This window comes from Paraburkholderia sp. MM6662-R1, assembly GCF_050436245.1.
Classification (GTDB): Bacteria; Pseudomonadota; Gammaproteobacteria; order Burkholderiales; family Burkholderiaceae; genus Paraburkholderia; species Paraburkholderia tuberum.
The window spans coordinates 109,108-134,595 of the sequence record NZ_JBNDLV010000003.1; the positions used below are offsets into that span (position 1 = coordinate 109,108).

Here is a 25,488-nt window from a genome sequence, read left to right on the forward strand (position 1 = left end):
GTTTCTTCCGGGTGCCCCCACCACGACCTCATGCCGAATTCCGCCCCGCCGCCTCGCTCCGAACTGACGCGCCGAATCGTCGGCGATCTCGCGCATGCGGTATGGCGTTATCGCTGGCAGACCAGCGGGGCGCTCGCGCTGATGATCGCCGCGCGGCTCGCGACCGTGCTGATGCCGCTCACGCTGAAGCACATCGTCGACGAACTGAGCCATCCGCTCGCGCAGGTGGCGTTTCCAGTGTTCCTCGTGCTCGCCTATGCGCTGCTACGATTTTTCGGCGACGCGCTGAACGAGGCGCGCGACGTCGTGTTCAGCATCGTCGTGCAACGCACGGTCGCGGCGCTGACCGAGCGGACCTTCGCGCATCTGCATCGGTTGAGCGCGCGCTTTCATGCGCGGCGCGAGACTGGCGCGATCGTGCGCGACGTGCAGAAAGGCGCCGACGGCATCGGCTTTCTGCTCGGCACGGCGCTGTTTACGATCGTGCCGACCTTCTTCGAGATCGCGGTGATCGTCGCGATCATGGTGCATAGCTACGCGCGCGAATTCATGCTCGCGATCGTCGTGACCTTCGTGCTGTATGCGGGCTATACGTTCGTGTTCACGCGGCGGCGCGTCGCATTCCAGCGCGCGGTCAATCTGCTCGAAGCGCAATCGGACGGGCGGCTCGTCGACAGTCTGCTGAACTACGACACGGTCAAATACTTCGCGACCGAAGAAAGCGAGACGCAACGGCTCGGCAACGTGCTGGAGAAGTGGGTGCACGCGCGCATCGCTAACCAGAACGCGTTGACCGCGTTGCACGTGGGACAGAGCGCGGTGATCGCGCTCGGGGTAGCGGCGGTCATGCTGCTCGCCGCGCAGCACGTGGTGGCCGGCAGCATGAGCGTCGGCGATCTGATTCTGGTGAACGCCTACCTGATCCAGATCTGCATGCCGCTGAACACGCTCGGCTTCGTGTTTCGAGAGACCAACGACGCGCTCGTCAACGTCGAGCGCATGTTCGTGATTCTGGCGGCGCGCGGCCGCGTCGGCGAGGATATCGATGCGCGCGACGCGCAGCCGCTGAAGGTCGGCGCGGGGCTGATCGAGTTCGAACACGTCGATTTCGGCTACGACACGGCGCGGCAGGTGCTGCGCGATGTCGATTTTCACGCGTATCCGGGCAAGACGCTCGCGGTGGTCGGCGGCAGCGGCTCGGGCAAATCGACGCTCGTGAAGCTGCTGTTTCGCCTCTATCGGCCCGAGCGCGGCATGATCCGCATCGACAGGCAAGACATCAGCATGCTCACGCAGCGCAGTCTGCGCGAGGCCATCGGCATCGTGCCGCAGGACACCGTGCTGTTCAATGAAACGATCGCCTACAACATTGCCTATGGACGTCCGTCGGCGACGCGCGCGGACGTCGTGCGGGCGGCGCGGGCCGCGCAGCTCGACGAGTTCATCGAGCGCTTGCCCGACCATTACGACACGCGCGTCGGCGAGCGGGGCGTGCGGCTATCGGGCGGCGAGCGGCAGCGTATCGCGATTGCGCGCGCGATTCTGAAGGACCCGCGCATCATCGTGTTCGACGAGGCGACCTCGGCGCTCGACACGCGCTCCGAGCGCGCGATCCAGACCGAGCTGACGCGCCTCGCGCAAGGCCGCACGTCGATCGTGATCGCACATCGACTTTCTACCGTCGTCGACGCGGACTGGATTCTGGTAATGGAGCACGGCCAGGTGGTCGAGCAGGGCACGCATCGGGAACTGCTCGCGCGCGAGGGCGTGTACGCGAAGATGTGGTCGCTGCAATGGCAGCAGGGTGAACTCGAACACGCGCAGCGCCGGCTGACCGCGCGATCGGTCAGCGTCAGCGCATTGACGGCGGGTGTGATCGATGCCTTGCACGACGAGATCGCCGGGCAGCGCGTCGTCGTCTACGCGGAGCCGTCCGACCACGAGCTGCGGGTGACCGGCGATCCGAGCGTGCTGCAACCATTGATCGCCGAGTTGTGCCGCAATGAGATCGCGCAGGCGAGCCCGGGGCAGCGCATCGCGTTGCGCGCGCAGCGGCACGGCAATCATGTGTGGTTCAGCGTGCTCGGCATGGGCGACAAGCCGGCCGAGCTATCGCAGGCGGCGGCGCGGCAGATGGAAAGCGCGCTGGCGGCCGCGGGCGGCAGCTTCACGCTGACGCCGCTGAACGGGCGGCTTGCCTATGTGGCGATGCTGCCGCTGCGGCCGGTCGCGGATGCGCAACCGCCACTGGCGTCGGCGCCCACGGCGCCGGATTCGGCGGAGCCCGCTCCGCTCGATGGCCTGTTCGTGCTCGTGATCGACGACCAGGAAGAAGCGCGCGACGCGCTCGAAGCGGTGCTGAGCACGAGCGGCGCACGCGTACGGCTATGTGCAGCGGGCACCGAAGCGCTGGACTGGCTGCGCGCGACGGACCCGGCGCAATGGCCGCACGTGCTGCTCTGCGATCTGATGCTGGCCGGCGAAGATGGCTATGACGTGCTGAGCCGCTTGCGCGCACTGGAAGGCGGCCGGCCGTCGATACGCGGCCGCCCACTGCCCGCGATCGCGCTGACCGGCTACACGGACGCGCTCGACGAACAGCGTGCGCGCACCGCGGATTTCGACGCGCACTTGCACAAGCCCGTGGCGCCCGCAGAACTGATCGCCGCGATCCGGCGGCTCGCTCAGGCGCCGTCGCGCACGGACACGGCGTTGCCGCGATAATGATGCGCGCGATTCAGGTCTGAGCGAGGTCTCAGATCGACGCGTCGAACTTGCCACCAACAGTCGTCGTTGCGGACGCGTCGAGATTGCGCTCGGCCGCGCGCACGCGGTCGCGCATCGCGAGGATCGACCGGGGGACCACCCGGCGTTCTCGCACGGTCCACGCCAGCCCGGCCAGCAATTCGGTGCCGTCGCGCTTCAGCGTGCCTTCCCGCGCGAATACGTCGAGGGCGCGCAGAGTCGCGCTCAACGCTTCGCCCAACGGCAGACGCAGCCACGCGACCCACGCGGCGTTGCGCGCGAGCATGCGACGGCGCAACGCGCTGTCGCGCACCGGCGACGGATGGTGATGGAGCGTCAACTGCTCGCAGTAGACGATCGCATGTCCCGACGCGAGCACGTCGAGCGAAACGAGTGCTTCCTCACCGCCGATGAAAAGACGCGGCTCATAGCCGCCGATCTCGCGATACAGCGCCGCGCGAAACACGCATGCGCCCGCCATCAAGCCGATCAAGGAGGGCCCCGGCAGACCGACACGGCCGAGCGGGCTTGCGCGCATCAACGCACAGGTCGGATCCGTCGTGTTGTCCGCGCCGACCGCGACACGCGCATTCAGCACACCGACGCGCGGCCATGCATCGAGCAATTGCACCGCGCGTTCGAGCGAGCCCGGGCCCCACCAGGTGTCGTCATCGCAGAACGCGACATAGTCGGTCTCGACGCACGCGACCGCGTGGTTGCGCCCTGCCGCGCCGAGATTGCCGTTGCATTCGACGACGCGAACGCTCGGATAGCGCGCTTCGACGAGTGCGACCGTGTTGTCGGTGGAACCGTTGTCGGCGACGATGATCGGCGGGTTTTCGGGCAACGCGAGCAGACGTTCCAGGGTAGTGAGCAATTCGCCCGCACGGTTATACGTGAGAACGACGACCGAAATACGCGGATGGGGGGCTTTGGTTTGCATGCTGTGCAATCGCTTCGACGGTTGGATTGCGACGACGACGCAAACCTCGTGCCGTGCGTCACGCGTTTTGCGTAGATCGACTCGATTCGTCGCGGCCAAGCTGCCAATAGCGTTCGGACGAAAAAAGGCTTGCGTGTCCTTCGGGACCGAATGCGCGCAATTGGCTGCGATAGGCGTCGAGTGCCGCGCGCTTCATGCGCTCGTGTTGCGTGGTGGCGGGCACGTCCAACGCATGCGGCGTGCCGGCGGCATAGCCGTGTTTCGCGAGGTCGGACAGGCGCGCCTGCACGACGCCGGACATGCGCCGGTAGGGCACATCTTCATAGGCGATGAACGGAGTGGCTGGGTGACGCTGCATCAGTGCGAGACCGGCATTGGACACGAGAACGTGATCCGAATGGAACAGGCCCAACGGCATGACGATCAGCGTGGGTTTTGTTTCGGAAACAGCGTGGTTCAACGCGGCGATCAGCTCGTCCGCATCAGGCGATGCATGGTATTGCGCGTCGCGAAACAGCAGATGTACGGGAATCGCCGACAACAACCCCAGCGCCTCCCGGTCTTCCGCCTGACGCGCCCGCATCGCTTCGAACGCGTCGGCGAAACCGGCCGCGCGGTCCCAATCGGTCGTCATGTTCTCGGCGGGCGGCGCGGTGAAAACCGTGCAGACGACCGTGCGGGGATGCGCGGCGATCAGAAGTCCGCAGCTGAGGACCGCATCGTCGAGATGCGGTGAGATGACGAGCAAGCGCTGGTCCGATTCCATACCGGCGAGTAGCAAGCTGCATTCCGCCGGCGCGGTGCGCGAAGGGTCGCACTTAAGAAGGGCGAAGCATGACGAACGACGAAGTGGCGAGCCCGCGCACGCAACGGCGGCGGCTTGGAGGATGGCTGCCGCGCGAGGAAGCGCATCTCGCGCGCTACCGGACCATGCTGGTCGCCAAGCGCGCGAACGTGCGCGCACGGCGCCACGCACGCGCGCCGTCGAAGAACTCGCGGCGCTGATCGAAGGCGATCCGGTGCTGCGCATGGATATGACGCGGGCCATCATTCAGGCGCAAGAGGCGGGCTACGTGCTCGGCTATGCATCGATCGACGAACTGATGACGATCGTCGACTACCTGATGACCTACGCACCGCCGTTCAGCAAATCCGATCTGATTCACTGTCCGCTGAACGCGGTGCTCGACTGGCCGATGTGCATGCCGTCCGGCTACGCGCTGTTTCGCGACCCGGCGCTCAACGCGCAACTCAAGCACGTGCTGAACTGCTGGTATGGCTTCCTGAGCGGCCCGCATTCACGCGCGCATTTAAATACGTCGTCGCCCGACGGCTGGTTCAGCCCTGAGGCCGACAAACGGATCGGCCTCGCGCAACGCGTCGTCGTCGCAAAGCAACGGATAGATGCGTTGCGCCCCGTCAAGCCGCTAGTTCAGCCGCGCAGCCGCGCGAAAATGCTCAGCAGGTCTTCGAGAACCACCGGCTTTTTCAGGTGGGCGTCGAAGCCCGCGTGTTCGGCCGCACTGACGTCCGCCTGCTGTCCAAAGCCGCTGACCGCGACGCAGATCACAGACTTCATCGTCGGCATGCCGCGCAGCTTGCCGATGAACTCCATACCGTTCATGCCCGGCATGCCGATGTCGGACAGGATGATATCGGGCGCGTTGCCGTTGATCATCGTCAACGCTTCCTCGCCGCTCGTCGCGGTCCGCACTTCGGCGCCCTCGCTTTCCAGCAGCAGCTTGAAGGTTTCGACGGTCGCGGCGTCGTCGTCGACCATCAGGATGCGCGTGCCTTTCAACGGCTCGGCGGTGACTTCGATATCCGCGCTCGTGCGGGTGGCGAGCCGGTGGGTGGGCAGGGTCACCGTGAAAGTCGCGCCGCGGCCGACGCCGTCCGACTCCGCACGCACCGCGCCGCCGTGCAGGTTGACCAGATCACGCACCAGCGCGAGGCCGATGCCGAGGCCCCCGCGGCGCAAGCCCGGATCGCGGCTCTGCTGGAACATCTCGAAGATATGCGGCAGCAGCGACGCCTCGATGCCGATGCCGGTATCGCTGACGCGCAGCACGGCCTCGGCGTGATCGTTGACCTGCAACGACACCTGAATCGAACCGCGCTGCGTGAACTTCAGCGCATTGCTGATCAGATTCCACACGATCTGCTCGATCCGCGTGAGGTCCGCGTGAATGATCACAGGCGCATCGGTGATGTCGACGCTCAACGCGACGCCGCGCTGCGCCGTATCGTCCTGCACCGCGCTGCACACGCGCTGCACGATCTCGCGCATGTCGACCACGGTGCGCACGACCGACAGCTTGCCCGTGCGCACGCGCGAAATGTCGAGCAGATCGTCGATGATTTGCGCCTGGCCCAACACGGTGCGGCGGATCGTATCGGTCGCGCGCGACACGTTCAGGTTCTGCCGCGTTTCCGGCGCGCGCGCGATCAGCTCGGCGCTGGCCGAAATCAGGTTCAGCGGATGCTTGAGCTCGTGCGACACGACCGCGAGAAATTCGTCGCGGCGCCGCTGCGCGTCGCGCTCGCTTGCCGCGCGCAGCGATTCGACATGGGTGCCGCGTCCCGAGGTCGGTTCATTCACATATTCGCCGAGATCGCGCGTGATCTGCGCAAAGCCGCTGATGCCCGGTTCGTCGAGACGGGACAGCACGCCGCTCGCGAAAAAGCGCGTGCCGTCCTTGCGCAAATGCCAGCGCTCCTCTTCGGCGCGGCCATTCAGACGCGCTTCGGCGAACTCGCGTTGCGCGACGTTGTCGGCGCGGTCCTCTTCGGTGTACAGGATGTCGGCGGACTGGCCGATCATATCGGCTTCCGTATAGCCGAAAATCCGTTCCGCGCCCGCGTTCCAGCTGTTGATCACGCCGTTGTCGTCGAACGTGATGATCGCGTAGTCGCGCGTGCTTTCCGCGACGATGCGCATGCGCCGCTCGCCTTCGCGCAGCCGGTCTTCCGCCTGACGCCGCCCGGTGATGTCGATGAACGACAGCACCGCGCCGTCGATGCGGTCCTCGGTCGTGCGGTAAGGCACGAAGCGCGCGAGATACCAGCGCCCGTCGTTGCTCTTCAGCTCGCGTTCGATCAGGCGCAACGAGTCGAATGCCTCGGCCGCGTCGTCGGCGAGCTTGTCGTATTCGAGGCGGTGCGTGATGTCGAGCAGCGAGCGGCCGATGTCCGACGGAATGATGCTGAAGACGTCGGTTGCGCGCGGCGTATAGCGCTTGATGCAGATGTTGCGGTCGACGAAGATCGTGCCGATGTCGTTCGCGGCGATCAGGTTGTGCAAGTCGTCGTTGATCTTGCCGGTTTCCTCGACCTTCGACTTCAGCTCCGCGTTGACCGTGGTCAACTCCTCGTTGATCGATTGCAGCTCTTCCTTGCTGGTTTCGAGTTCCTCGGTCGCCGAGCGCAGTTCCTCGTTGATCGCCTGCAATTCCTCGTTCGATGCCTTCAGCTCCTCGGTTGAGGTTTCCGACTGCTCGATCGTGGACTGCAACTGTTCCTTCGTGCGTTGCAGTTCCCGTTCGAGCTGAGTGATGATCGGGTCTTTCTGCACGTCGGCCGGCGCCGTTTCGGCGTTCGCCACGCTGTCCTCGACCTCGTCGAACAGCACCAGCACGAAGTCCGCGTTCGCTTCCGGATCGTGCACGGGCCGCGCGGTCATGTTGACGAAGTACGACCGGCCATCGCGCTCGATGCGCACGCGGCGCGCTTCGACGCTGCGGTTCGTGTGCAAGGCCTGATAGATCGCGGTGCGCAGTTCCAGCCGCAGTTCCGGACGCACGACGGCCACGATGTTGTGCGACGGCTCGCCGCCGGAATACTGCAGAAAACGCCCGGCGCGATCGGACAGATGAACGATTTCGGATTCGCGGCTCACCAGCACGCTGGGCGGCGCATATTGCTCGACGAGCCGCTGATGCAGATCGCCGAACGAAAAGCGCCGGCGCCCCGGCGGCTGCACCGTGGTCACGACAGGCCGCGAGCTCATGGTGCCGGAAATCGCGATCGGCAGCGGCGTGTCACTGCGTACCGCCATGTTCGCGCGATAGATGCGGTTGCGCTTGTCGACCACGGTGAACATCGAGCTCACGCCGTCGGCCGACTCCGAGCTGCCGAGGAACAGCATGCCGCCGGGACGCAGCGCGAAGTGGAACATCTTCAGGATTTCGATCTGCGCTTCGCGGTCGAGGTAGATCAGCAGGTTGCGGCAGCAGATCATGTCGAGCCGCGAGAACGGCGGGTCGCTCAGCACGTTGTGGTGGGCGAACAGCATGTGCTCGCGCAGCTCTTTCTTGATCCGGAAATGCGCGGCGTCCCTCGTGAAGAACTGGCGGATGCGCGCCGGCGTCAGGTCGGCGGAGATCGAGTCCGGGTACACACCGGCGCGCGCGAGGGAAATGGCGCGCTCGTCGATGTCGGTCGCGAATACCTGAAAAGACACGCCCTCGGGCGACTTCAGCGAGCGTTCCTGCAGCAGCATCGCCAGCGAATAGGCTTCTTCGCCCGTCGCGCAGCCCACCGACCACACGCGGATGCGGTCCTGTTCGCCGCGGTTTTCGAACAGGGGCGGCAATACTTCACGTTCGAGCACGTCGAACGCTTCCTTGTCGCGGAAGAAATTGGTGACGCTGATCAGCATGTCCTGCAACAGCGCCTGGGTTTCTTCAGGGTGCAGATGCAGATAATCGCGATACACCTGCAGGTCGGTAATGCCGTTGACTTGCAGCCGGCGTTCGATACGCCGCAGAACCGTAGCCCGTTTGTAATGTCGGAAATCGTGTGCGGTGCGGGTGCGCAGAATCACCATGATTTCGCGCAGCGCGCGCTCGGCCGACTCGTTGACCGTGTCTTCCTCGGGCTCGTCCGCCTCCGCGGCCGGCAGATGGATTTCCCGCGCGGTGGACCACAGATCGAGCAGCCGTTGCGGCATCTCGGCCGCGGTCATCACGAAGTCGGCCATGCCGGTCGCGATTGCGCTGCGCGGCATGCTGTCGTATTCGGCCTCGGAAGGGTCCTGCACGAGCGTGATGCCGCCCATTTCCTTGATGCGCGACAAGCCGACCGAGCCGTCCGAGCCCGCTCCCGACATCACGATGCCTATCGCGCGTTCGCGGTGCGCCTCGGCGAGCGTGCGGAAAAACAGATCGATGCTCGCGCGGCGTCCTTCCTCGGGCAGCTTGCGCGTGACGCGCAGGTAGCCGTCGACCATGATCATCTCGAACGAGGGCGCGACCAGATAGACGTGGTCCGATTCGATCGGCGTGGGGCCGGTGACCTGCTGCACGGACATGCTGGTGACTTTCTGCAGCAGTGAGGCCAGATTGCTTTCGTGATCCGGCAACAGGTGAACGACCACGACGAAGGCCATCGACGTGCGCGCGGGCAGCGCCTCGAAGAACTCCGTCAGCGCGTTAAGCCCCCCCGCCGATGCGCCGATACCGACGATCGGATAGAGTGCCTGGCTAGGCAGAGTTTGCCCTCGCTTCTTTGACATGGCTGCGTGTCCCTTCTTGGAAAGGATAGTGTTCAGCGGTGGATTTTTATAGGGCGACGAGCCCATTTCCTGCTGGCTCGGACGGTTATTATCCCGCATTGCACTCATTTTTCCATCAGCATCGACTGCAGCAGTTCGGCCGCGTGCCTCGCGCGCAGCACATTATCCTCCTCGCGCTGTTGGGCGGCGGTATCTCCGGTTTTGGCGAAATGGTCGCGCAACTCGCGGCTGAACATTTCGCGCTCGCGCAGCGCACGCAGCGCTTTGCGCAATGAGTCCTCGGCATCCGTCATGCGGCCGTCGCCGAGCGACGCGGCCGAATATGCATGACCGGTATGACAGCGATAACGCATCACCCGCGATCCGGTCATGCGCCACAGCGTGCCGTTGCATTCGGGGCATGTGAAAGTCGAGGGCGTCGCGAGTCCCCTGATTGCTTCGAATGCCGTGGTGCCGGCCAGCCACGCGTCTTGTTCGAGAACGATGCGATCGGTCGCCTCGCGCCGCGCACGGCCGTTTTTTCCCGGCGCGCTGGCGTTGCCGCCGGTCAGTTTTACCAAACATTGCCCCATTTGATCGAGCGGCAGCACGTGGTCGGCAAACGGCGATGCATGTCGCGGCATCTCGCTCGCGAATGCGTCGGCCGGGTCCTGGACGAGCGTCGCGCCGCCGCACGCCTGGATTGCTTCGAGGCCCGCGGTGCCATCGTCGAGCAGGCCGGTCAGGATCACGCCGATCGCGCGTGGCCCTATCTGCGTGGCCGCAGTGCGAAAGAGGGGGTCGATCGCCGGGCGCGCGAAGTTCTCTTTCGCGCCGTGCAGAAGCCGCAGTAGCCCATCCTCGACGACGAGGTGCCGATCGGGCGGCGCCACGTAAATTCTGCCGGGCGCGTAATGTTCGCCATCCTGTGCGTGCTTGGCGGGTAGCGGTCCGGCCTGGTTCAGAAGCGCGGGCAGCATGCTGCCATGCGCGCCGATATGCAGCACGACGGCGATGCTGGCGGGCATATCGACGGGAAGCTGCGAGGCAAGCGAACGCAGCGCATCGACCCCTCCCGAGGACGTGCCGATTACGATGAAGTCGCGGTGGGTCAAGGGGGCTCCGGGACGTGGAAGCAGGCGTGAAAGCGGACCTTTCCTGTTAGTCAAACAAACGAGCAAGCCATATGCCGTCGCTGCATTTTTTGGGGCGTTGCCGGTAAAAACGTTCTTTTGGCGACGGCGGTTTTCAGCCTCCGCCACAATCCAGGCACGCGGGCCGCAAGCGCCGCGCGAAGCTCGCACAATGCATATGACGAATGTCGTGCAACATCACACTGCCGCAGCGACCCTCGCGGTGATGCAAAGCCGGACGCCCCGCGAAGCCGAGGTGCGCCGCGCGGGCGGTCCGGTTAACGCAATTACACCGGCGCGGGCTGACTGCCCGTTGCTCGCGGGCGGCCGCTCGTGTCGTGCGCGAGCAGCGCGTCGTAGATCGTCAGATAGTCGTCGGTCATGCGCGCGGCCGTGAAGCGGCGCTCGAACGCGCGGCGGCACGCGCCGCGCTCGATGCTGTCGATGCGCGCAACCGCTTGCACGGCCTCGTCCACGTTATCGACGATCAGGCCGCTCACGCCGTCTTCGATCAATTCGGGCACCGCGCCGCGGCGAAACGCGATCGCCGGCGTGCCGCATGCCATCGCCTCGATCATCACCATGCCGAACGGCTCGTCCCATTCGATCGGCAGCAGCAACGCGCGCGCGTTCTCGATCAATTGCCGGCGCGCGCCGCCGCCGACTTCGCCAAGGTATTCGGTGAATGCGCCAGAGCGGCGCAAGAGCGGATCGATGCGTTCGCGGAAATAGTCGCGTTCGCCGGGATGAATCTTCGCGGCGATCTTCAATGGCAAGCCGCTGCGCCGGGCGATTTCGATCGCGAGATCGGGACGTTTCTCCGGCATCATGCGGCCGAGAAAAAGCAGATAGGAACCGGCCATCGGTTGAAATTCGAACTGGTCGAGCGGCAGTCCGTGATGGACCGTGCCCTGCCAGTTCGCCCACGACACGGGCCCGCGCTGACTCGCGGAAATCGACACCACCGGCACGCGCGCGAATTCGCGAAACAGCGGGCCATGATCGTTCAGCAGCAGACGGCCGTGCAGCGTCGTCAGCGTACGGCATGGCAGGCGCTCGGCCCACGCGAAATGCAGCGGCTCGCCGTGAAAATGGACGACGTCGAAGCGGTCCGCGTCGCGAATCACGCGCGCGAGCTGCCTGACGTGATGGGTTTGCGTGTCCCACACGTTCGCGTCGCGCCAAAGACCGCGCGGGCAGATCGGCACGAGTCGCGCGGCGCTCGTCGAATCGGCGCTCGCATAGAGCGTCACGTCGTGGCCGCGCGCGACCAGCTCTTCGGTCAGATACGACACGACGCGTTCGGTGGCGCCGTACGCGAACGGCGGCACGCTTTCGTAAAGCGGAGCGATCTGGGCGATTCTCATCAGTCGTTGAGAAGAGGAAGGAGAGGTTAGCGCGCGACATGCCGCGCCGGACCACCAGCAGCAAGTGACGTACCGCCGCCGGACCGTTGGCGCGGTATGGCGTTTGCTCGATGCGGGCACTTGACCGATTGAAGGAGGCGCCATGAACCGCGCAACGCGAGCCGCTACCGACGACACGCAGCCCACCGCTCGACGCGACACCGCGAGCACGCCCGATGCGCTCGCGCTGCTCGAGGCCGATCACCGCGCCGTGGAAAAACTGTTCGACGCCTTCGGCAAATCGCGCGGCGACGAGCGCGACACGCTCGAAGCCAAAGCCGCGCTGACGCAGCGCGCGTGCGAAGAGCTGACGATGCACACGATCATCGAGGAAGAGCTGTTGTATCCGGCCGCGCAACAGGCGCTGCCCGACGACGACAAGCTCGATGTCGATGAAGCCTACGTCGAGCATTTTCTGGTGAAAACGCTGATCGCGAAGTTCGAGACGCTGAAGCCGGGCGACAAAGGCTTCGACGCGACGTTCAAGGTCATGTCCGAGCTCGTGCGGCATCACGTCGAGGAGGAGGAACGCGAACTCTTTCCGGCCTTGCGGCGCACCGGCTGCGATCTCGCCGCGCTCGGTGAAAAGATCGCGGCGCGCAAGCGCACGCTGCAGGCCAGGCTGGATCAGGCGGGCAGTCGCGCGGTCGGCGACAAGACCTGATGGGCGCAAGCGCCATCGAACATCGGAGGTGCATGATGGCAGTTGCAGCAGCCGACCGACGCGCTCGTGCGGCTCACGTCGAGCGCGATTTGCGGCACGGAGGGCCTACCGCGAGTTCGACCGGCGCGAGCCGGGTGGATCAAGGTAAAGCTGGAGCCTTGAAATGCGCGCGCCAGTCGCGCTGATCCGTTTGAAGCGTCGCCACGACAGGGAAGCCCATAAGTCGACGCTTATGGACGAACGCGCCCTTTTACACCTCCATTAACATCGGTTTCAGAAGGGGCGTAACAGGATCGCCTAATGCAGCAGGGAGTGACATGTCCAGGAGAAAGCTGAAACTGATCCAATACTCGCCGGCCGCGATCCTGTCGCGCGACGACTTTTCGATCTTCGTCACCGCGCGACGCAGCGCCGATGGACGATTCTATGCCGACCTACTGGTCAGCCGTAAGGTGGACGGCCGCCGACTGTTCCCTTTCGATGGCGCACCCGCTGTCGGTCCGTTCGACAGTATCGAGGAAGCGCGGCTCGCCGCCGAGGAATACGGCGCGCGGATCGTCGCGGCCGACCTTGCCTGTCCCGAGATGTAAGCGCGCGGCCCGTGCCGCGCTCAGCGATCCGGCCGCGATGGTGACCGGATCGCGTCGATCGTCGACGACACGCCGGCATCGGCGCGCGTGGCGCTATCGCCTGGCGACTGCATCCCCAATTGACGCGTGTGCCAGTCCGCGACCGGCACACCGCGGACCTGCGTGTCCGCCGTATTCCTTCTGACGTCGTCATCGCGGCTCCCCTCGAATGTCCAGAGATGCCAGGATTGGCCACCGGTCGAGCATCGGCCGTTGCTTTGCAGCTGTCGTCGTTGGAACGGCGCTTGCTGTGTGCGCCATGATCTATCTCGCTGGACCTATCGGACCTATGGCTTCTCATCGCATTTCGCTCCTCGCGCGGCGTGGCGTGCGGATACTGCTCGCCTGCGTGGCACGCGGCGCTTGCGCACAGCAACCGCCGCAGGATGCGCTGCATCCGGCCGGCGTGCAGGCCGCGCACATTCTGCGGCTGTGGCACCTGTCGTTGATCGTCTGCGGCGCGGTGTTCGCGGCAGTGCTGTTCGCGACACTGATTGCGCTGGTTCGCCGCACCGATAGGAGCGGCACTACTGGCGACGATGCGCAAAGTGTCGAGCACGCGTCACTCGCGCAGCCGCGCGAACGCGGAACGCAGCGCGTGGTCGCCGTCGTCAGCGTCGCGTCGGTCGCGCTGCTGTTGGGGCTGATCGTCGCCGACGTATTGACGGATCGCGCGCTGTCACGCTTGCCGGTCGACGACGCGTTGCATCTCGAAGTCACCGGCGAGCAGTGGTGGTGGAAAGTCGACTATCCTGGCGATGCGCAACAGCCGGGCTTCTCGACCGCGAATGAATTTCACGTGCCCGCGGGGCGGCCAGTCGTCATCGCGCTGAAGGCGAGCGATGTGATCCACAGCTTCTGGATGCCCAATCTGCACGGCAAGAAGGACATGCTGCCGGGCATCGATTCGACGATCGAATTCCGCGTCGACAAACCCGGCGTCTATCGCGGCCAGTGCGCCGAATATTGCGGTGCCGAGCACGCATGGATGGCGATGTTCGTGACCGCCGACACGCCCGAACATTACGCGCACTGGCGTATGCAGCAGGCCACGCCCGCCGTGACGGCGGCGCTCAGTCCGACCGACGTGGTCGCTCGACGCGGCCTGCAGATCTTCGAGCAGTCGAGCTGCGCAAACTGCCACACCGTGCGCGGCACGTCGGCGCAGGGCACGCTCGGCCCAGACCTCACGCACCTGATGAGCCGGCAGACGATCGCCGCGGGCGTGCTGCCGAACACGCAGCAGAACCTCGCGGCGTGGATCCGCGATCCGAACGCGCTGAAGCCGGGCACGACGATGCCGACCGTGCCGCTCCCCGCATCCGACCGGCAAGCGCTGGTCGCCTGGCTCGGAACCCTACGATGAGCACGCTCGAACGCCCGGCCGCCTTGCACGTCGACCTCGCGATCAAGGACGGCCCCCACGCGCCCGCCGATACGCGCGCGCTGCTCGCCGACACGTGGCGCGATCCGCCGGGCGTGATTGGCTGGTTGTCCGCAATCAACCACAAGACGATCGCGCGGCGCTTCATCGTCACGACGTTCGTATTCTTCCTGCTCGCGGGGTTGCTCGCGCTCGCGATGCGCACGCAGCTCGCGCGGCCGAACAACCACGTGGTCGGTCCCGACTTCTACGACCAGCTGTTCACGATGCACGGCACGACGATGATGTTCCTGTTCGCCGTGCCGGTGATGCAGGCGGTCGCCGGTTACCTGATTCCGTTGATGATCGGCGCGCGCAGCGTCGCGTTTGCGCGCATGAATGCGTACGCATACTGGGTGTTCCTGTTCGGCGGACTGACGCTCTACATTGCGTTCGCGATGGGCGCGGGGCCGCGCTCGGGCTGGTTCAGCTACGTGCCGCTGGCCGGCCCGGACTATGCGACGGGCAAAGGCTCCGATATCTGGGCGCAGATGATCACGTTCACCGAGCTGTCCGCGCTGCTCGAAGCGATCGTGCTGATCACGACCATTCTGAAAATGCGCGCGCCCGGCATGTCGCTGAACCGGCTGCCGCTGTTCGCATGGGCGACGCTCGTCACGCAGTTCATGGTGCTGTTCGCGATGCCCGCGGTCATGCTCGCGAGTACCGCGCTGATTCTGGACCGGTTGGTCAGCACGCAGTTTTACAACCCGTCGCTCGGCGGCGACGTGCTGCTGTGGCAACACCTGTTCTGGTTCTTCGGACACCCGGAGGTCTATTTGATCTTCATCCCGGCACTCGGCTTCATGTCGTCGATCATCGAGACCTTTTCGCGCCGGCCGGTGGTCGGCTATCCGGCGATGGTGCTCGCGCTGATCGCGACCGCGTTCCTTGCGTTCGGACTCTGGGTGCATCACATGTTCGCGACCACGGTGCCCGAACTGGGCAAGAGCTTCTTCACGGCGGCAAGCGTGCTGATCGCGGTACCGTCGGCCATTCAGATCTATTGCTGGCTCGCGACGCTGCTGACCGGCAAGCTCAGGCTCCGGACGCCGCTGCTGTTCGTGCTCGCGTTCTTCTTCATCCTGGTGCTGGGCGGCATGACCGGCATCATGCTCGGCTCGGTCGCGCTGGATCTGCAGGTGCATGACACCTACTTCGTGGTCGCGCATCTGCACTACGTGCTGATAGGCGGCGCGGTGTTTCCGCTGTTCGGCGCGTTCTACTACTGGTTTCCGAAGATCACCGGACGCATGCTCGGCGAGCGCCTCGGGCGCTGGCATTTCTGGCTGTTCTTCATTGGCTTCAACGTGACGTTCTTCCCGATGCACTGGCTCGGCCTGCATGGCATGACGCGGCGCATCTGGACTTATCCCGCCGGGCTCGGCTGGGGGCCGCTGAATTTGAGCGCGACACTCGGCGCGTATCTGATGGGCGTCGGCGTCTTGCTGTTCCTCGTCAATGTGGCGCGCAGCCGCCGGCGGGGCGCCGCTGCGTCGGCCGATCCGTGGGGCGGCGGCACGCTCGAATGGAGCATGCCGAGCCCGCCGCCGCCACACAATTTCGACGTGCTGCCGATCGTGCATGGCCGCCATCCGCTGTGGGAGCCGTCGCGGCAGCCGGCGTCGGTGTCGGGTCTCACGGCCGGCGCGCGCGAGGTGCTGACGACGAGCGCGCTCGATGCGATCGCCGAAACCCGCCCGCTGTTTCCGACGCCGTCGATCTGGCCGTTTGTGAGCGCTGTCGCGACGACGATCTTCTTTATCGGTTCGATCTTCACGCCGACGGCCGTATGGTGGGGCACCGTGCCGGTCGCCGCGGCGATGATCGCGTGGTTCTGGCCAACCCGCGCGAGCAACGCGGTGGCGCGCGCGCTCGAACGCTGGCCGTCGCCACGCGGCGGTACGGCGCAGCACGAAACGCCGCAAATCCGCACGCTTGCCGAGTCCGACGACACGCCGGCGGGCACCGTCTCGACCCTCGATGTGCGCGCGTTGCCGAGCTTCGACTTCAGCCATCGCAGCCCGATGTGGTGGGCGACCGCCGGTCTGATGGCGATCGAAGGCACTGTGTTCGCGATCGCGGTCGCGATGTACTTTTATCTGCGCGGCGTGAACGCGGCGTGGCCGCTGCACGCGCCGCCGCCCGCTTTGCTGTGGGGCACGCTGAACACGGCCATCCTGCTGCTGAGCCTCGCGCCGAACCAGTTCGCGAAGCGCGCGGCGGAGCGTGGCGAGCGCGCTCGCGCGTGCTTGTGGCTCAGCGTGTGCCTCGCGTTCGCGCTGGCATTCCTCGTGGTGCGCGGCTTCGAGTTCACGGCGCTGAACGTGATGTGGTACGCGAATGCATATGGCTCGATCGTGTGGCTGCTGCTCGGGCTGCATACCACGCACCTCGTGACCGATACCGTCGATACAGCCGTGCTCGCGCTACTGCTGAAGACCGGTCCGTTCGAGGGCAAACGGCTGCTCGACACCAGCGAAAACGCGATCTACTGGTACTTCGTCGTGATGAGCTGGCTGCCGATCTATGCGGTGCTGTACGTTGCGCCGCGCATGCATGGGTGATTCGTGAGGTGCCGATGGATATCTGGCTAGGATTGCTCGCGGCACCCACGGCGGTGCTCGCCACCCAGAGCATCGACTATGCGCTGATCCGGCTCGCCTGCGCGAGCGGCGCCGCATGGCCGATGCACGCGGTCAGCGCGGCGGCGTTCGCGTTCTGCGCGTTTGCCGCGTGGCTCGCATACGGACGCTGGCGTGCCGAACGCTCGCCCGGCGAGCCCGCCTATGCGCGACGCGACGCGCGCGCCGGCTTTTTCGCGCTGATGGCGATGATCGTCGGTGCGCTGTCCGCGCTCGTGCAACTCGCGATGTGGTTCCCGCAATGGCTGCTGCCCGCTTGCCGATGACACGGCACATCCATTGGGCCGCATGCCTGGCCTGGCTGCCCAGCACGACGGCCGCCGCGCATGTGCTGTCCGACGCCGATCGCGCGACCTTGTCGTTCGGCTGGAGCTTCGAGCCGTGGGTCGTCGCGTTGCTGGCGCTCAGCATCGGCGCGTATCTGATCGGCTATGCGCGGCTGCGGCGCCGCTCGCGCGCACGGCGGCGCGGGGTCGGCGCGCGCACGCTGCATCTGCTGGCCTTCGCCGGCGGTTGGAGCGCGCTCGTGCTCGCGTTGATGTCGCCGCTCGATACGTTGTCCGGGGCGCTGTTTTCCGCGCACATGGTGCAGCACGAATCGATGATGCTGATCGCGGCGCCGCTGTGCGTGGCGGGGCGTCCGCTTGCCGTATGGATGTGGGCGCTGCCGCGGCGCGCGCGTCTGGCGGTCGGGCGGGCGGTGCGCGCTCGCCCGTTCGCGCGCGCGTGGCGCTGGCTGACCGCGCCGCTGGTCGCGTGGGTGCTGCACGCCGCCGCTCTATGGGCGTGGCATGCGCCGACGTTGTTCGAGGCCGCGCTTGCGCATCCAACCGTGCATTCATTGCAGCACGCCAGCTTTTTGCTGAGTGCGCTGATCTTCTGGTGGACCGTGACAGGCGACGGCGCCCGCCGCGGCAACGGCGGCCACGCGATGCTGTCGCTGTTCACGACGATGGTTCACACGAGTGCGCTCGGCGCGCTGATCACGCTTGCGCCGGGCCTCTGGTATCCGTCGTATATCGAACCGTGCGCGGCGTTGGGCATCAATCCCCTGCACGATCAGCAACTGGGCGGACTGATCATGTGGGTGCCGGGCGCGATGGCCTATCTGGCTGGCGGGCTGCTCGTCGCGGCGCGCTGGCTGAGCCGCGCGGACCGGCAGCCGGCATTCACGTACGACGCGGCGCGGGCCCGCGGGGAGGGCGCGCCATGATGCGAAGGCATGCCGCGGCGCGAGCGGCGGCAGCGGGTGCGTTGCTGGCGCTGTGCGTCGGGTTGTCGGCGAGCGCATTCATCGGTGGATCGATCGCGGCGGATGCGTCGGCGGCGAGCACTGACGCGCAGGCTTCGGGCGACGCGGCGAGCATCGAGCCGTCCCAGTTCGCGCTTGGCGAGTACCTGGCGAAAGTCGCCGATTGCGCCGGCTGCCACACCGCGCCGAAGGGCGGTGCGCCGTTTGCGGGCGGCCTTGGCATGGGTTCGCCGTTCGGCACGATCATGTCGAGCAATATCACGCCGGACCCGCAGTACGGCATCGGCCGCTACACGTACCAGGACTTCGAGCGCGTGCTGCGCGAAGGTGTCGCGCGCGGCGGCAAGCGGCTCTATCCGGCGATGCCATACGTGTCGTTCTCGAAGCTCAGCGACGAGGACGTGCACGCGCTTTACCTATACATGCTGCACGGCATCGCGCCGGTCGCGAAACCCACGCCGCGCTCGGACGTCGCGTTTCCGTTCAACCAGCGCTGGGCGCTGCGCTTCTGGCAGATGGTCTTCGTGCCGTCGCAGCCATACGTGCCGCGTCCGCAAAGCGACGCGATATGGAATCGCGGCGCGTATCTGGTGCAAGGCCCGGGACATTGCGGCGCGTGTCATACGCCGCGCGGCAAGTTCTACCAGGAAAAAGGCCTCGACGAGTCGTCGAGCGACTATCTGGTGGGCGGCGTCAACGATCACTGGTTCGCGCCGAACCTGACCGGCGACATGGGCTCAGGACTCGGCCGGCTCACCGCCGCGGACATCGCCGCGTTCCTGAAGACCGGCCACGGCGCGGGCGTCGTCGCGTACGGCAGCATGGTCGAACAGGTCGAGGACAGCACGCAGTATCTGACCGACGACGATCTGCATGCGATCGCGCATTACCTGAAGTCGCTGCCCCCGCAACAGCCGTCGGGCACCTATACGCACGGCGCCGATCCAGCGCGTTCTAGCGTGAACGGCAGCCGCGTGCCCGACTCGCTGAGCGTCGGCTTCAACGTCTACCAGTCTTTCTGCGCAAGCTGCCATCGCGCGGATGGGCGCGGCGTGCCGAACGTGTTCCCGGCGCTCGCGGGCAACCCTTCGGTGATCGCGGAAGACACCACGTCGCTGATCCGGCTGCTCGTCGAAGGCGGCAACAGTCCGGCAACGCGAAGCGGTCCGTCACGTCAGTCGATGCCGCCGTTCGCGGCGACCCTCGCCGTCGTCGAGATCGCGCAGGTCTTGACGTATATCCGCAGTGCCTGGGGCAACAACGCGCAGTCCGTCACCGCCAACGACGTCGCGACGCTGCGAAACGAGCTGCACAAATAGCAGCACACGCCGCGCGGAACAACGCTTGCTCGCCTGTCGCTCGCCGTCATTCGGGCACGGCGCGCATGGCGCCGTATTGCATCGCTCACGTTCACGGAGAGACACATGGACAAGGAACTCGAAGCCCGCATTCGCACGCGGGCGTATCAAATCTGGGAAAACGATCCGTCGCCGGAAGGCAGGGCCGACGACCATTGGGAAGAAGCGCGCCGGCAGATCGAGGCGGAAGGCGCGATCGATGGGGCTGCCGCGCCGCAGGAGCCGACCGATCAGTCCGCCGATCGCGACCGCGGCTCGCGCATCGCGCCCGAACAGCAACTGCAGGAAATGCCCGGCGAGGACATCGAACAGCCGAAGCGCGCCCAACGTCCGCGCGCCGGATAAGCGGGCGCCGCGCTGTCAGACCGACGCCGACGATGGCGTCGGAGCCACCGGCAGCGCGCGCTTGTGGCGCGTCGCCATGTAAAAGCGGCGGATCGTGGTCAAGACTTCTTCACTGACGGGCTTGCCTTCGAGGAAGTCGTCGATGTCCTGGTAGCTGATGCCGTAGCTGTCCTCGTCCGGCTTCTGCGGCGTCAGCGATTCGAGGTCCGCGGTCGGCACCTTGTTGACGAGCCGCTCCGATGCGCCGAGCGCATGCGCGAGCGCGCGCACGCGGCGCTTCGTCAGACCGGCGAGCGGCAGGATATCGGCGCCGCCGTCGCCGAACTTCGTGAAGAAGCCCATCAGCGATTCGGCCGCGTGGTCGGTGCCTATCACCACGCCGACGCGCGCGCCCGCAATCGCGTACTGCGCGATCATGCGTTGCCGCGCCTTGATGTTGCCGAGCACGAAGTCTTCCTGAAAGTCGTCGACGTACTGCACGTTGCCGCGTTTGAGCGAAGACAGCATCGCGTCGGCGGGCTCCTTGATATTGACCGTCAGCGTTTCGTCCGGACGGATGAACGCGAGTGCGGCCGCGGCGTCCTCTTCGTCGCGCTGGCTGCCGAACGGCAGACGCACCGCGACGAAACGGGCTTCATAGCCGCTGGCGCGCAGACGTTCGACGGCAAGCTGCGCGAGGCGCCCCGCGGTCGACGAATCGACGCCGCCGCTAATGCCCAGCACGTAGGTGCGCAGGCCTTGCGACGCCAGGTAGTCGCCGAGGAACGCGACACGCCGCTCGCGTTCGCGGGCCACGTCGAAATCACGCTCGACGCCGAGTTCGTCAATCACTGCCTGTTGCCAGGCGTTGGCGTCGAAGGAGGATTGCAGATTCATCGTTCGGTCTCTCTTCAGTGGTCCCGCTGGATGCGCGGGAGTTGATCGAAGTAATGCTCGACGCGCGACAGCGCATACAGCGCGGCGGCCGAACGCACGTCGTTGCGGTCGCCCGAAAAGCGCCGCGTCTCGGCGAACGTGACGAACTGATCGCCCGGCCGCCGGAACGCCCACGCGAAGCATTGCGTGCCCTGTGGCGGATCGTCATCCGAGCCGCCATGCGCGCCGCCATCGGCGAGCCCCGTGTTCGATACCGCGATGTCCGCGCAGCAGCCTTCCTGGCGCAACGCGCCCTCGGCCATTTCGCGCGCGACCGCTTCGCTGGTGAGTCCGTATTGCTTCATCGTGCTTTGCCGCACACCGAGAAACCCTGCTTTGCCCGATGGCGAGTAGCTGACGAAGCCGACGTCGAGACATGCGCCGCTGCCCGGCACGCTCGCGAGATAGGACGCGATCTGGCCGCCGGTGCAGGATTCGGCGGTCGCGAGCTTCAGACCTCGCGAGCTGAGGAAGGATACGACCTGCATGGGAATGCTCATGATTTTCGCCCCTGTTGTGCGACGCAATCGGACCGGCGTTTTGTTCGCTCAAGCGCTCGCGCCGGAACCGCAGCAAATATCGGTCCGCGCTCGCGGACCGCGGGCGCGTGACGGCGGCTTCACGTTTCGCGCATCGCCACCGGTCCCCGCTGGCGGTATGCTCGTTGCTGAAGCGTGGAACAGCAGTGCGCTCGCGCGCGGCCCCGTGGCAAGTGCGGAGCGCGCGCAGCGCTGCGCATTCGCGAGGAGGCGGCGATGAGCGATTTCGACGAAGCGCGCGCATGGATGGTCGAACGGCAGATCGTGCAACGCGGCGTGCGCGACGACTACGTGATCGAAGCGATGCGGCGCGTGCCGCGCGAGGCGTTCGTGCCCTCCGATCTGCGCGAATTCGCGTATGACGATACGCCGCTGCCGATCGGCGGCGAGCAGTCGATCTCGCAGCCGTACATCGTCGCGAAGATGCTCGCGGCCGCCGAGTTGCAGCCCGGCGATCGCGTGCTCGACATCGGCACGGGCTCCGGCTATGCGGCCGCGATCGCCGCGGAGATCGCGGGCCGGGTGGATTCCATAGAACGCGACGCGAGCCTCGCCGAGGGCGCGCGCGAGCGCTTGCAGCGGCTCGGCTACGAGAACGTCGAAGTGCATGTCGGCGACGGCACCGCAGGTCTTGCCGCGCATGCGCCCTATAACGCGATCATCGCGGCGGCGGGCGGACCGCGTGTGCCGCGAGCGCTGCGCATGCAACTCGCCGTGGGCGGACGGCTCGTGATGCCGGTCGGCAGCAGTCAGAGCCGTCAGCGGCTCGTGAAGATCGTGCGGCGCGACGAACACGACTACGACGAAGATGCGTTCGGCGACGTGCGCTTCGTGCCGCTCGTCGGCGACGATGGCTGGCCGGAGCCAGGCGGCGCGGCGCGCGCGGATTTGCGGCCTGCATCCACGTCCACGCCCATCCCGCTCACGCCTACGCCGGCCGCACCTATGCCGGTCGCGCCTAGGCCGGCCGCGCCTAGGCCGGCCGCGCTCGAACTCGCGATTCGCGACGCGGCCGAACCGTTGCCCGACATCGATTCCGCGGAATTCGCGGCATTTTTCGACCGCTTCGCCGGGCATCGCGTCGTGCTGCTCGGCGAGGCCAGTCACGGCACGTCGGAGTTCTACCGTGCGCGCGCGGCGATCACGCGGCGCCTCGTCGAGCAGCACGGCTTTTCGATGATCGCGGTCGAGGCCGACTGGCCCGACGCCGCGATCGTCGACCGGCATGTGCGCGATCGGCCGATGCCCGGCGGGCGGTCCCGACCGTTTCGCCGCTTTCCGACCTGGATGTGGCGCAACACCGACTTCATGGGCTTGATCGCGTGGCTGCGCTCGCACAACGCCGCGCACCCCGAGCGCGAAACGCGCTTTTACGGGCTCGATATCTACAGCCTTTCCGAATCGATCGATGCGGTATTGCGCTATCTCGACAGCGTCGACCCTGCCGCGGCGCGCATCGCTCGCGAGCGTTATGGGTGCCTCAGTCCGTGGCAGAAAGATCCGGCCGTATATGGACGCGCCGCGTTGAGCGGCGGCTACGCGCAGTGCGAAGAACACGTGGTCGCGCAACTCGGCGATCTGCTGAAAAGCCGGCTCGACTATGCGCGCGAAGACGGCGAGCGCTTCCTCGACGCGGCGCAGAACGCGCGGCTCGTGGCGGTCGCCGAGCACTACTATCGCGCGATGTACTACGGCGGGCCGCAAAGCTGGAATCTGCGCGACACGCATATGTTCGACACGCTGCGTCATACGCTCGACAGCCGCGGGCCGCAGGCGCGTCTGGTCGTGTGGGCGCACAACTCGCATATCGGCGACGCGAGCGCCACGCAGATGGGCCGCATGCAGGACGAGATCAATCTCGGCCAGCTGTGCCGCGCGCAGTTCGGCGACGCGGCGGCGCTGATCGGGTTTGGCACGCACAGCGGCACGGTCGCCGCGGCGAGCGATTGGGGCGGACCGATGGAGGTCAAAACCGTGCAGCCCTCGCTCGAGGGCAGCGTCGAATTCAGCATGCACGGCACGGGTCTCCCGCGCTTCCTGCTCGACCTGCGGCCCGGCATGCACGACACGCTGCGCGAACGGCTGCGCGCGCCGCTATTGGAGCGCTTCATCGGCGTCATCTACCGTCCGGGGACCGAGCGGTATAGCCATTACGCGCAAGCGTCGCTGGCCGAGCAGTTCGATGCGTTCGTGTGGTTCGATCGCACGAGCGCGGTGAGCGCGCTGCCCGTTTCCGCCGACGAAAAGAACCACGCGGCGGAGACTTTTCCATTCGGTGTGTGAGGGCGATCGGCACGCTCACGCCTCAGGCGAGGAACGCGGCTTGCAACGGAACGGACAGTGCATTCCAGCTGGTCCGAACCGAGGGGTCGCTCATGAACAAGGATGTACAGCGCCTTGCCATCGCCGCGATGTCGGGTGTTGCCAGTGGCGTCGTCTGCGCGCAAGGCGCCCGGCGAGCTGAGCCGCGACCAGGCGAACCGTGAACATGCGGGGCGCGCGAACCAGGCCGCGGTTCAGCACGGATAGCGCCGCCGGCATGGCGCGAGCAGTGCGCGCTAGCGGCGACGCGGCCCGGCTGCCGCCACCGCCGCGCGTGCTCGCGATTCCGCCATGAAGGACGAACCGGTCTGGTTCCTGCTGATCGGCGCGCTGCTCACGTTCATGGCCGTCGCGCGCGGGCCGATCCGCCGCTTGCCGCTGACCGGCGCGATGATTTATCTGCTGGTCGGCGTGGCGGTCGGGCCGGCCGTGTCCGGGCTCGTCGGGGTCGATCTGCTCCGCAATACCGCGTTGCTCGCGATGCTGGCTGAAGTCGGGCTCGTCGTGTCGTTGTTTTCGATCGGCATGCATCTGCGCGTGCGGCTGCGCAATCCGCTGTGGTTGTTGCCGCTGCGGCTCGGCGGCCCGGCGATGCTCTTCACCGTCGCCTTGATGTTCGGCTTCACCGCTTTGGTGACCGGACGCGCGGACGGCGCGGCGTTGTTCCTCGCGGCCGCGCTCGCGCCGACCGACCCGGTGCTCGCCAACGAGCTGCGCGTGACGCAAGCTGGCGACGACGAGCCCGTGCGGTTCGCGTTGTCGGGCGAAGGCGGCCTGAACGACGGTGCCGCCTATCCGTTTGCGGTGCTGGGACTGACGCTTGCCGGCGCGAGGCTGTTCGGCTCGGGCAGTGGCGTGCATTTCGTCGGCTCGGTGCTGTGGGGGATCGTCAGTGCGCTCGTGATCGGTTGCGTGTTTGCGATCGTGTTCGCGCGCGCGATCTTTTTTCTGCGCACCCGCTACGGCGAAGCGATCGGTCTCGACGGGTTTCTCGCGCTAGGCCTGATGTCGACGTCGTACGGCGCGTCGCTGCTGCTGCACGCGTATGCGTTCGTCGCGGTGTTCGTGGCGGGCGTCGCCGTCCGTCACGAGGAACTGCGTGCGACGGGCGACAAGAATCCCTCGGAAGTGCTCGACGAGGTGCAGCACGGCGAACAGGTCGATGTCGCCCAGGATCCAGAAATGGCGCATGCGGTCCTCGCCGAATCGATGATGGGCTTCATGCGCGAAATGGAGCGACTCGCGGAGTTGTCGCTGATGCTGATCATCGGCTGCGTCGTGTCCGCGCACTGGCGCGAGATGTTCGATCTGCGCGCCGTGTTGCCCGCGGTGTTTCTGTTTTTCGTCGCGCGGCCGCTGTCCGTCGTCGTCGCGATGATGGGTGCGCGCATCGACAATAGCCAGCGGCATCTGATGGCGTGGATGGGGATTCGCGGCGTCGGCGCGTTTTACTACCTGATGTTCGGCCTCGAATACGTGCGTGGCGCGATGACGCCGCTGCTGCCCGCCGTGCTCGATGCGATCGTGTTATCGGTGCTGCTGCATGGCTCGACCGCGAACTATCTGTTGCGGCGGTATTTCGACCGGCGTCGCTGAATGAAGCGACGGGCGCGATGGCGCGCGTGAGTTGTCGCGCCGCGCTCCGCCTGGCTCCCGTTTGCCGCTCCTTGTATCG

Annotated in this window: 18 protein-coding genes and 1 pseudogene; 12 read left to right on the forward strand and 7 right to left on the reverse strand. The window is 66.3% G+C overall.

All coding sequences use genetic code 11. The features are described from left to right. Positions 1-30: 30 nt before the first annotated feature. Positions 31-2,724, forward strand: coding sequence for an ATP-binding cassette domain-containing protein (locus tag OKW39_RS23110; protein ID WP_429563787.1), 2,694 nt, complete (start codon positions 31-33; stop codon positions 2,722-2,724). Positions 2,725-2,755: 31 nt separating this feature from the next. Here the strand turns inward: OKW39_RS23110 and OKW39_RS23115 are convergent, their stop codons facing one another. Continuing rightward, on the reverse strand, positions 2,756-3,688 hold the full coding sequence (locus OKW39_RS23115; protein ID WP_429563788.1) for a glycosyltransferase family 2 protein: 933 nt from the start codon (positions 3,686-3,688) through the stop codon (positions 2,756-2,758). A gap of 58 nt (positions 3,689-3,746) precedes the next feature. Continuing rightward, entirely contained in the window at positions 3,747-4,454 is a 708-nt protein-coding gene (locus tag OKW39_RS23120; protein WP_429564257.1) for a PIG-L deacetylase family protein, read from the reverse strand. 68 nt (positions 4,455-4,522) lie between these two features. Here OKW39_RS23120 and OKW39_RS23125 point away from each other — a divergent pair. Further along, positions 4,523-5,064 (forward strand): annotated as a pseudogene (locus tag OKW39_RS23125) (phophatidylserine decarboxylase associated domain-containing protein); the annotation flags it as partial. Positions 5,065-5,120: 56 nt separating this feature from the next. Here the strand turns inward: OKW39_RS23125 and OKW39_RS23130 are convergent. From OKW39_RS23130 to OKW39_RS23140, 3 genes are all read right to left on the reverse strand, one after another. Then, positions 5,121-9,203, reverse strand: a complete 4,083-nt coding sequence (locus OKW39_RS23130; RefSeq protein ID WP_429563789.1) for a CheR family methyltransferase — start codon at positions 9,201-9,203, stop codon at positions 5,121-5,123. Between the two features lie 104 nt (positions 9,204-9,307). Continuing rightward, positions 9,308-10,297, reverse strand: a complete 990-nt coding sequence (locus tag OKW39_RS23135; RefSeq protein ID WP_090811729.1) for a chemotaxis protein CheB — start codon at positions 10,295-10,297, stop codon at positions 9,308-9,310. 305 nt (positions 10,298-10,602) lie between these two features. Then, on the reverse strand, positions 10,603-11,682 hold the full coding sequence (locus OKW39_RS23140) for a glycosyltransferase family 4 protein (protein ID WP_429360360.1): 1,080 nt from the start codon (positions 11,680-11,682) through the stop codon (positions 10,603-10,605). 142 nt (positions 11,683-11,824) lie between these two features. Between OKW39_RS23140 and OKW39_RS23145 the strand changes: the two genes are divergently transcribed. From OKW39_RS23145 to OKW39_RS23180, 8 genes are all read left to right on the forward strand, one after another. Beyond that, complete coding sequence (locus tag OKW39_RS23145; protein WP_429563790.1) at positions 11,825-12,385, forward strand: hemerythrin domain-containing protein; 561 nt, start codon at positions 11,825-11,827, stop codon at positions 12,383-12,385. Between the two features lie 317 nt (positions 12,386-12,702). Next, positions 12,703-12,975, forward strand: a complete 273-nt coding sequence (locus tag OKW39_RS23150; protein ID WP_090811724.1) for a DUF6723 family protein — start codon at positions 12,703-12,705, stop codon at positions 12,973-12,975. A 328-nt stretch (positions 12,976-13,303) separates the two neighbouring features. Continuing rightward, positions 13,304-14,380, forward strand: coding sequence for a cytochrome c oxidase subunit II (gene coxB / locus OKW39_RS23155; RefSeq protein WP_429563791.1), 1,077 nt, complete (start codon positions 13,304-13,306; stop codon positions 14,378-14,380). Continuing rightward, complete coding sequence (gene ctaD / locus OKW39_RS23160; RefSeq protein WP_429563792.1) at positions 14,377-17,004, forward strand: cytochrome c oxidase subunit I; 2,628 nt, start codon at positions 14,377-14,379, stop codon at positions 17,002-17,004. The genes coxB and ctaD overlap by 4 nt, the downstream gene beginning before the upstream one ends. A gap of 14 nt (positions 17,005-17,018) precedes the next feature. After that, positions 17,019-17,348, forward strand: a complete 330-nt coding sequence (locus tag OKW39_RS23165) for a hypothetical protein (RefSeq protein ID WP_429332513.1) — start codon at positions 17,019-17,021, stop codon at positions 17,346-17,348. Next, positions 17,345-18,295, forward strand: coding sequence for a cytochrome c oxidase assembly protein (locus OKW39_RS23170; RefSeq protein ID WP_429564258.1), 951 nt, complete (start codon positions 17,345-17,347; stop codon positions 18,293-18,295). Before OKW39_RS23165 ends, OKW39_RS23170 begins: the two co-directional genes overlap by 4 nt. Then, positions 18,292-19,653: a c-type cytochrome gene (locus tag OKW39_RS23175; RefSeq protein ID WP_429563793.1), complete on the forward strand. Its 1,362-nt coding sequence runs from the start codon at positions 18,292-18,294 to the stop codon at positions 19,651-19,653. Before OKW39_RS23170 ends, OKW39_RS23175 begins: the two co-directional genes overlap by 4 nt. Before the next feature lie 105 nt (positions 19,654-19,758). Continuing rightward, the gene (locus OKW39_RS23180; protein WP_090811720.1) at positions 19,759-20,037 is read left to right on the forward strand and encodes a DUF2934 domain-containing protein; all 279 of its coding nucleotides are present in this window, start codon (positions 19,759-19,761) and stop codon (positions 20,035-20,037) included. Between the two features lie 15 nt (positions 20,038-20,052). Here the strand turns inward: OKW39_RS23180 and nadE are convergent, their stop codons facing one another. Both nadE and OKW39_RS23190 read right to left on the reverse strand, forming a co-directional pair. Next, positions 20,053-20,913, reverse strand: coding sequence for an ammonia-dependent NAD(+) synthetase (gene nadE / locus OKW39_RS23185; protein ID WP_429360373.1), 861 nt, complete (start codon positions 20,911-20,913; stop codon positions 20,053-20,055). A 14-nt stretch (positions 20,914-20,927) separates the two neighbouring features. Continuing rightward, complete coding sequence (locus OKW39_RS23190) at positions 20,928-21,452, reverse strand: CinA family protein (RefSeq protein WP_090811716.1); 525 nt, start codon at positions 21,450-21,452, stop codon at positions 20,928-20,930. Positions 21,453-21,707: 255 nt separating this feature from the next. Here OKW39_RS23190 and OKW39_RS23195 point away from each other — a divergent pair, with 255 nt between their 5' ends. Next, positions 21,708-23,774 carry a protein-L-isoaspartate(D-aspartate) O-methyltransferase gene (locus OKW39_RS23195; protein ID WP_429563794.1) on the forward strand — a complete coding sequence of 689 codons (2,067 nt, stop codon included), beginning with the start codon at positions 21,708-21,710 and terminating at the stop codon, positions 23,772-23,774. Positions 23,775-24,104: 330 nt separating this feature from the next. Further along, complete coding sequence (locus OKW39_RS23200; protein ID WP_429563795.1) at positions 24,105-25,409, forward strand: cation:proton antiporter; 1,305 nt, start codon at positions 24,105-24,107, stop codon at positions 25,407-25,409. The last annotated feature ends 79 nt before the right edge of the window (positions 25,410-25,488 follow it).

Excerpts from the sequence above, each read along its gene's own strand:
- ctaD (WP_429563792.1), top strand. The coding sequence starts at position 14,377 with ATGAGCACGCTCGAACGCCCGGCCGCCTTGCACGTCGACCTCGCGATC.
- OKW39_RS23190 (WP_090811716.1), bottom strand. The coding sequence starts at position 21,452 with ATGAGCATTCCCATGCAGGTCGTATCCTTCCTCAGCTCGCGAGGTCTG.
- OKW39_RS23175 (WP_429563793.1), top strand. The coding sequence starts at position 18,292 with ATGATGCGAAGGCATGCCGCGGCGCGAGCGGCGGCAGCGGGTGCGTTG.
- OKW39_RS23200 (WP_429563795.1), top strand. The coding sequence starts at position 24,105 with ATGAAGGACGAACCGGTCTGGTTCCTGCTGATCGGCGCGCTGCTCACG.
- OKW39_RS23150 (WP_090811724.1), top strand. The coding sequence starts at position 12,703 with ATGTCCAGGAGAAAGCTGAAACTGATCCAATACTCGCCGGCCGCGATC.
- coxB (WP_429563791.1), top strand. The coding sequence starts at position 13,304 with ATGGCTTCTCATCGCATTTCGCTCCTCGCGCGGCGTGGCGTGCGGATA.
- OKW39_RS23130 (WP_429563789.1), bottom strand. The coding sequence starts at position 9,203 with ATGTCAAAGAAGCGAGGGCAAACTCTGCCTAGCCAGGCACTCTATCCG.
- OKW39_RS23140 (WP_429360360.1), bottom strand. The coding sequence starts at position 11,682 with ATGAGAATCGCCCAGATCGCTCCGCTTTACGAAAGCGTGCCGCCGTTC.
- OKW39_RS23145 (WP_429563790.1), top strand. The coding sequence starts at position 11,825 with ATGAACCGCGCAACGCGAGCCGCTACCGACGACACGCAGCCCACCGCT.
- OKW39_RS23115 (WP_429563788.1), bottom strand. The coding sequence starts at position 3,688 with ATGCAAACCAAAGCCCCCCATCCGCGTATTTCGGTCGTCGTTCTCACG.
- OKW39_RS23195 (WP_429563794.1), top strand. The coding sequence starts at position 21,708 with ATGAGCGATTTCGACGAAGCGCGCGCATGGATGGTCGAACGGCAGATC.
- OKW39_RS23120 (WP_429564257.1), bottom strand. The coding sequence starts at position 4,454 with ATGGAATCGGACCAGCGCTTGCTCGTCATCTCACCGCATCTCGACGAT.
- OKW39_RS23170 (WP_429564258.1), top strand. The coding sequence starts at position 17,345 with ATGACACGGCACATCCATTGGGCCGCATGCCTGGCCTGGCTGCCCAGC.
- OKW39_RS23165 (WP_429332513.1), top strand. The coding sequence starts at position 17,019 with ATGGATATCTGGCTAGGATTGCTCGCGGCACCCACGGCGGTGCTCGCC.
- OKW39_RS23180 (WP_090811720.1), top strand. The coding sequence starts at position 19,759 with ATGGACAAGGAACTCGAAGCCCGCATTCGCACGCGGGCGTATCAAATC.
- nadE (WP_429360373.1), bottom strand. The coding sequence starts at position 20,913 with ATGAATCTGCAATCCTCCTTCGACGCCAACGCCTGGCAACAGGCAGTG.
- OKW39_RS23110 (WP_429563787.1), top strand. The coding sequence starts at position 31 with ATGCCGAATTCCGCCCCGCCGCCTCGCTCCGAACTGACGCGCCGAATC.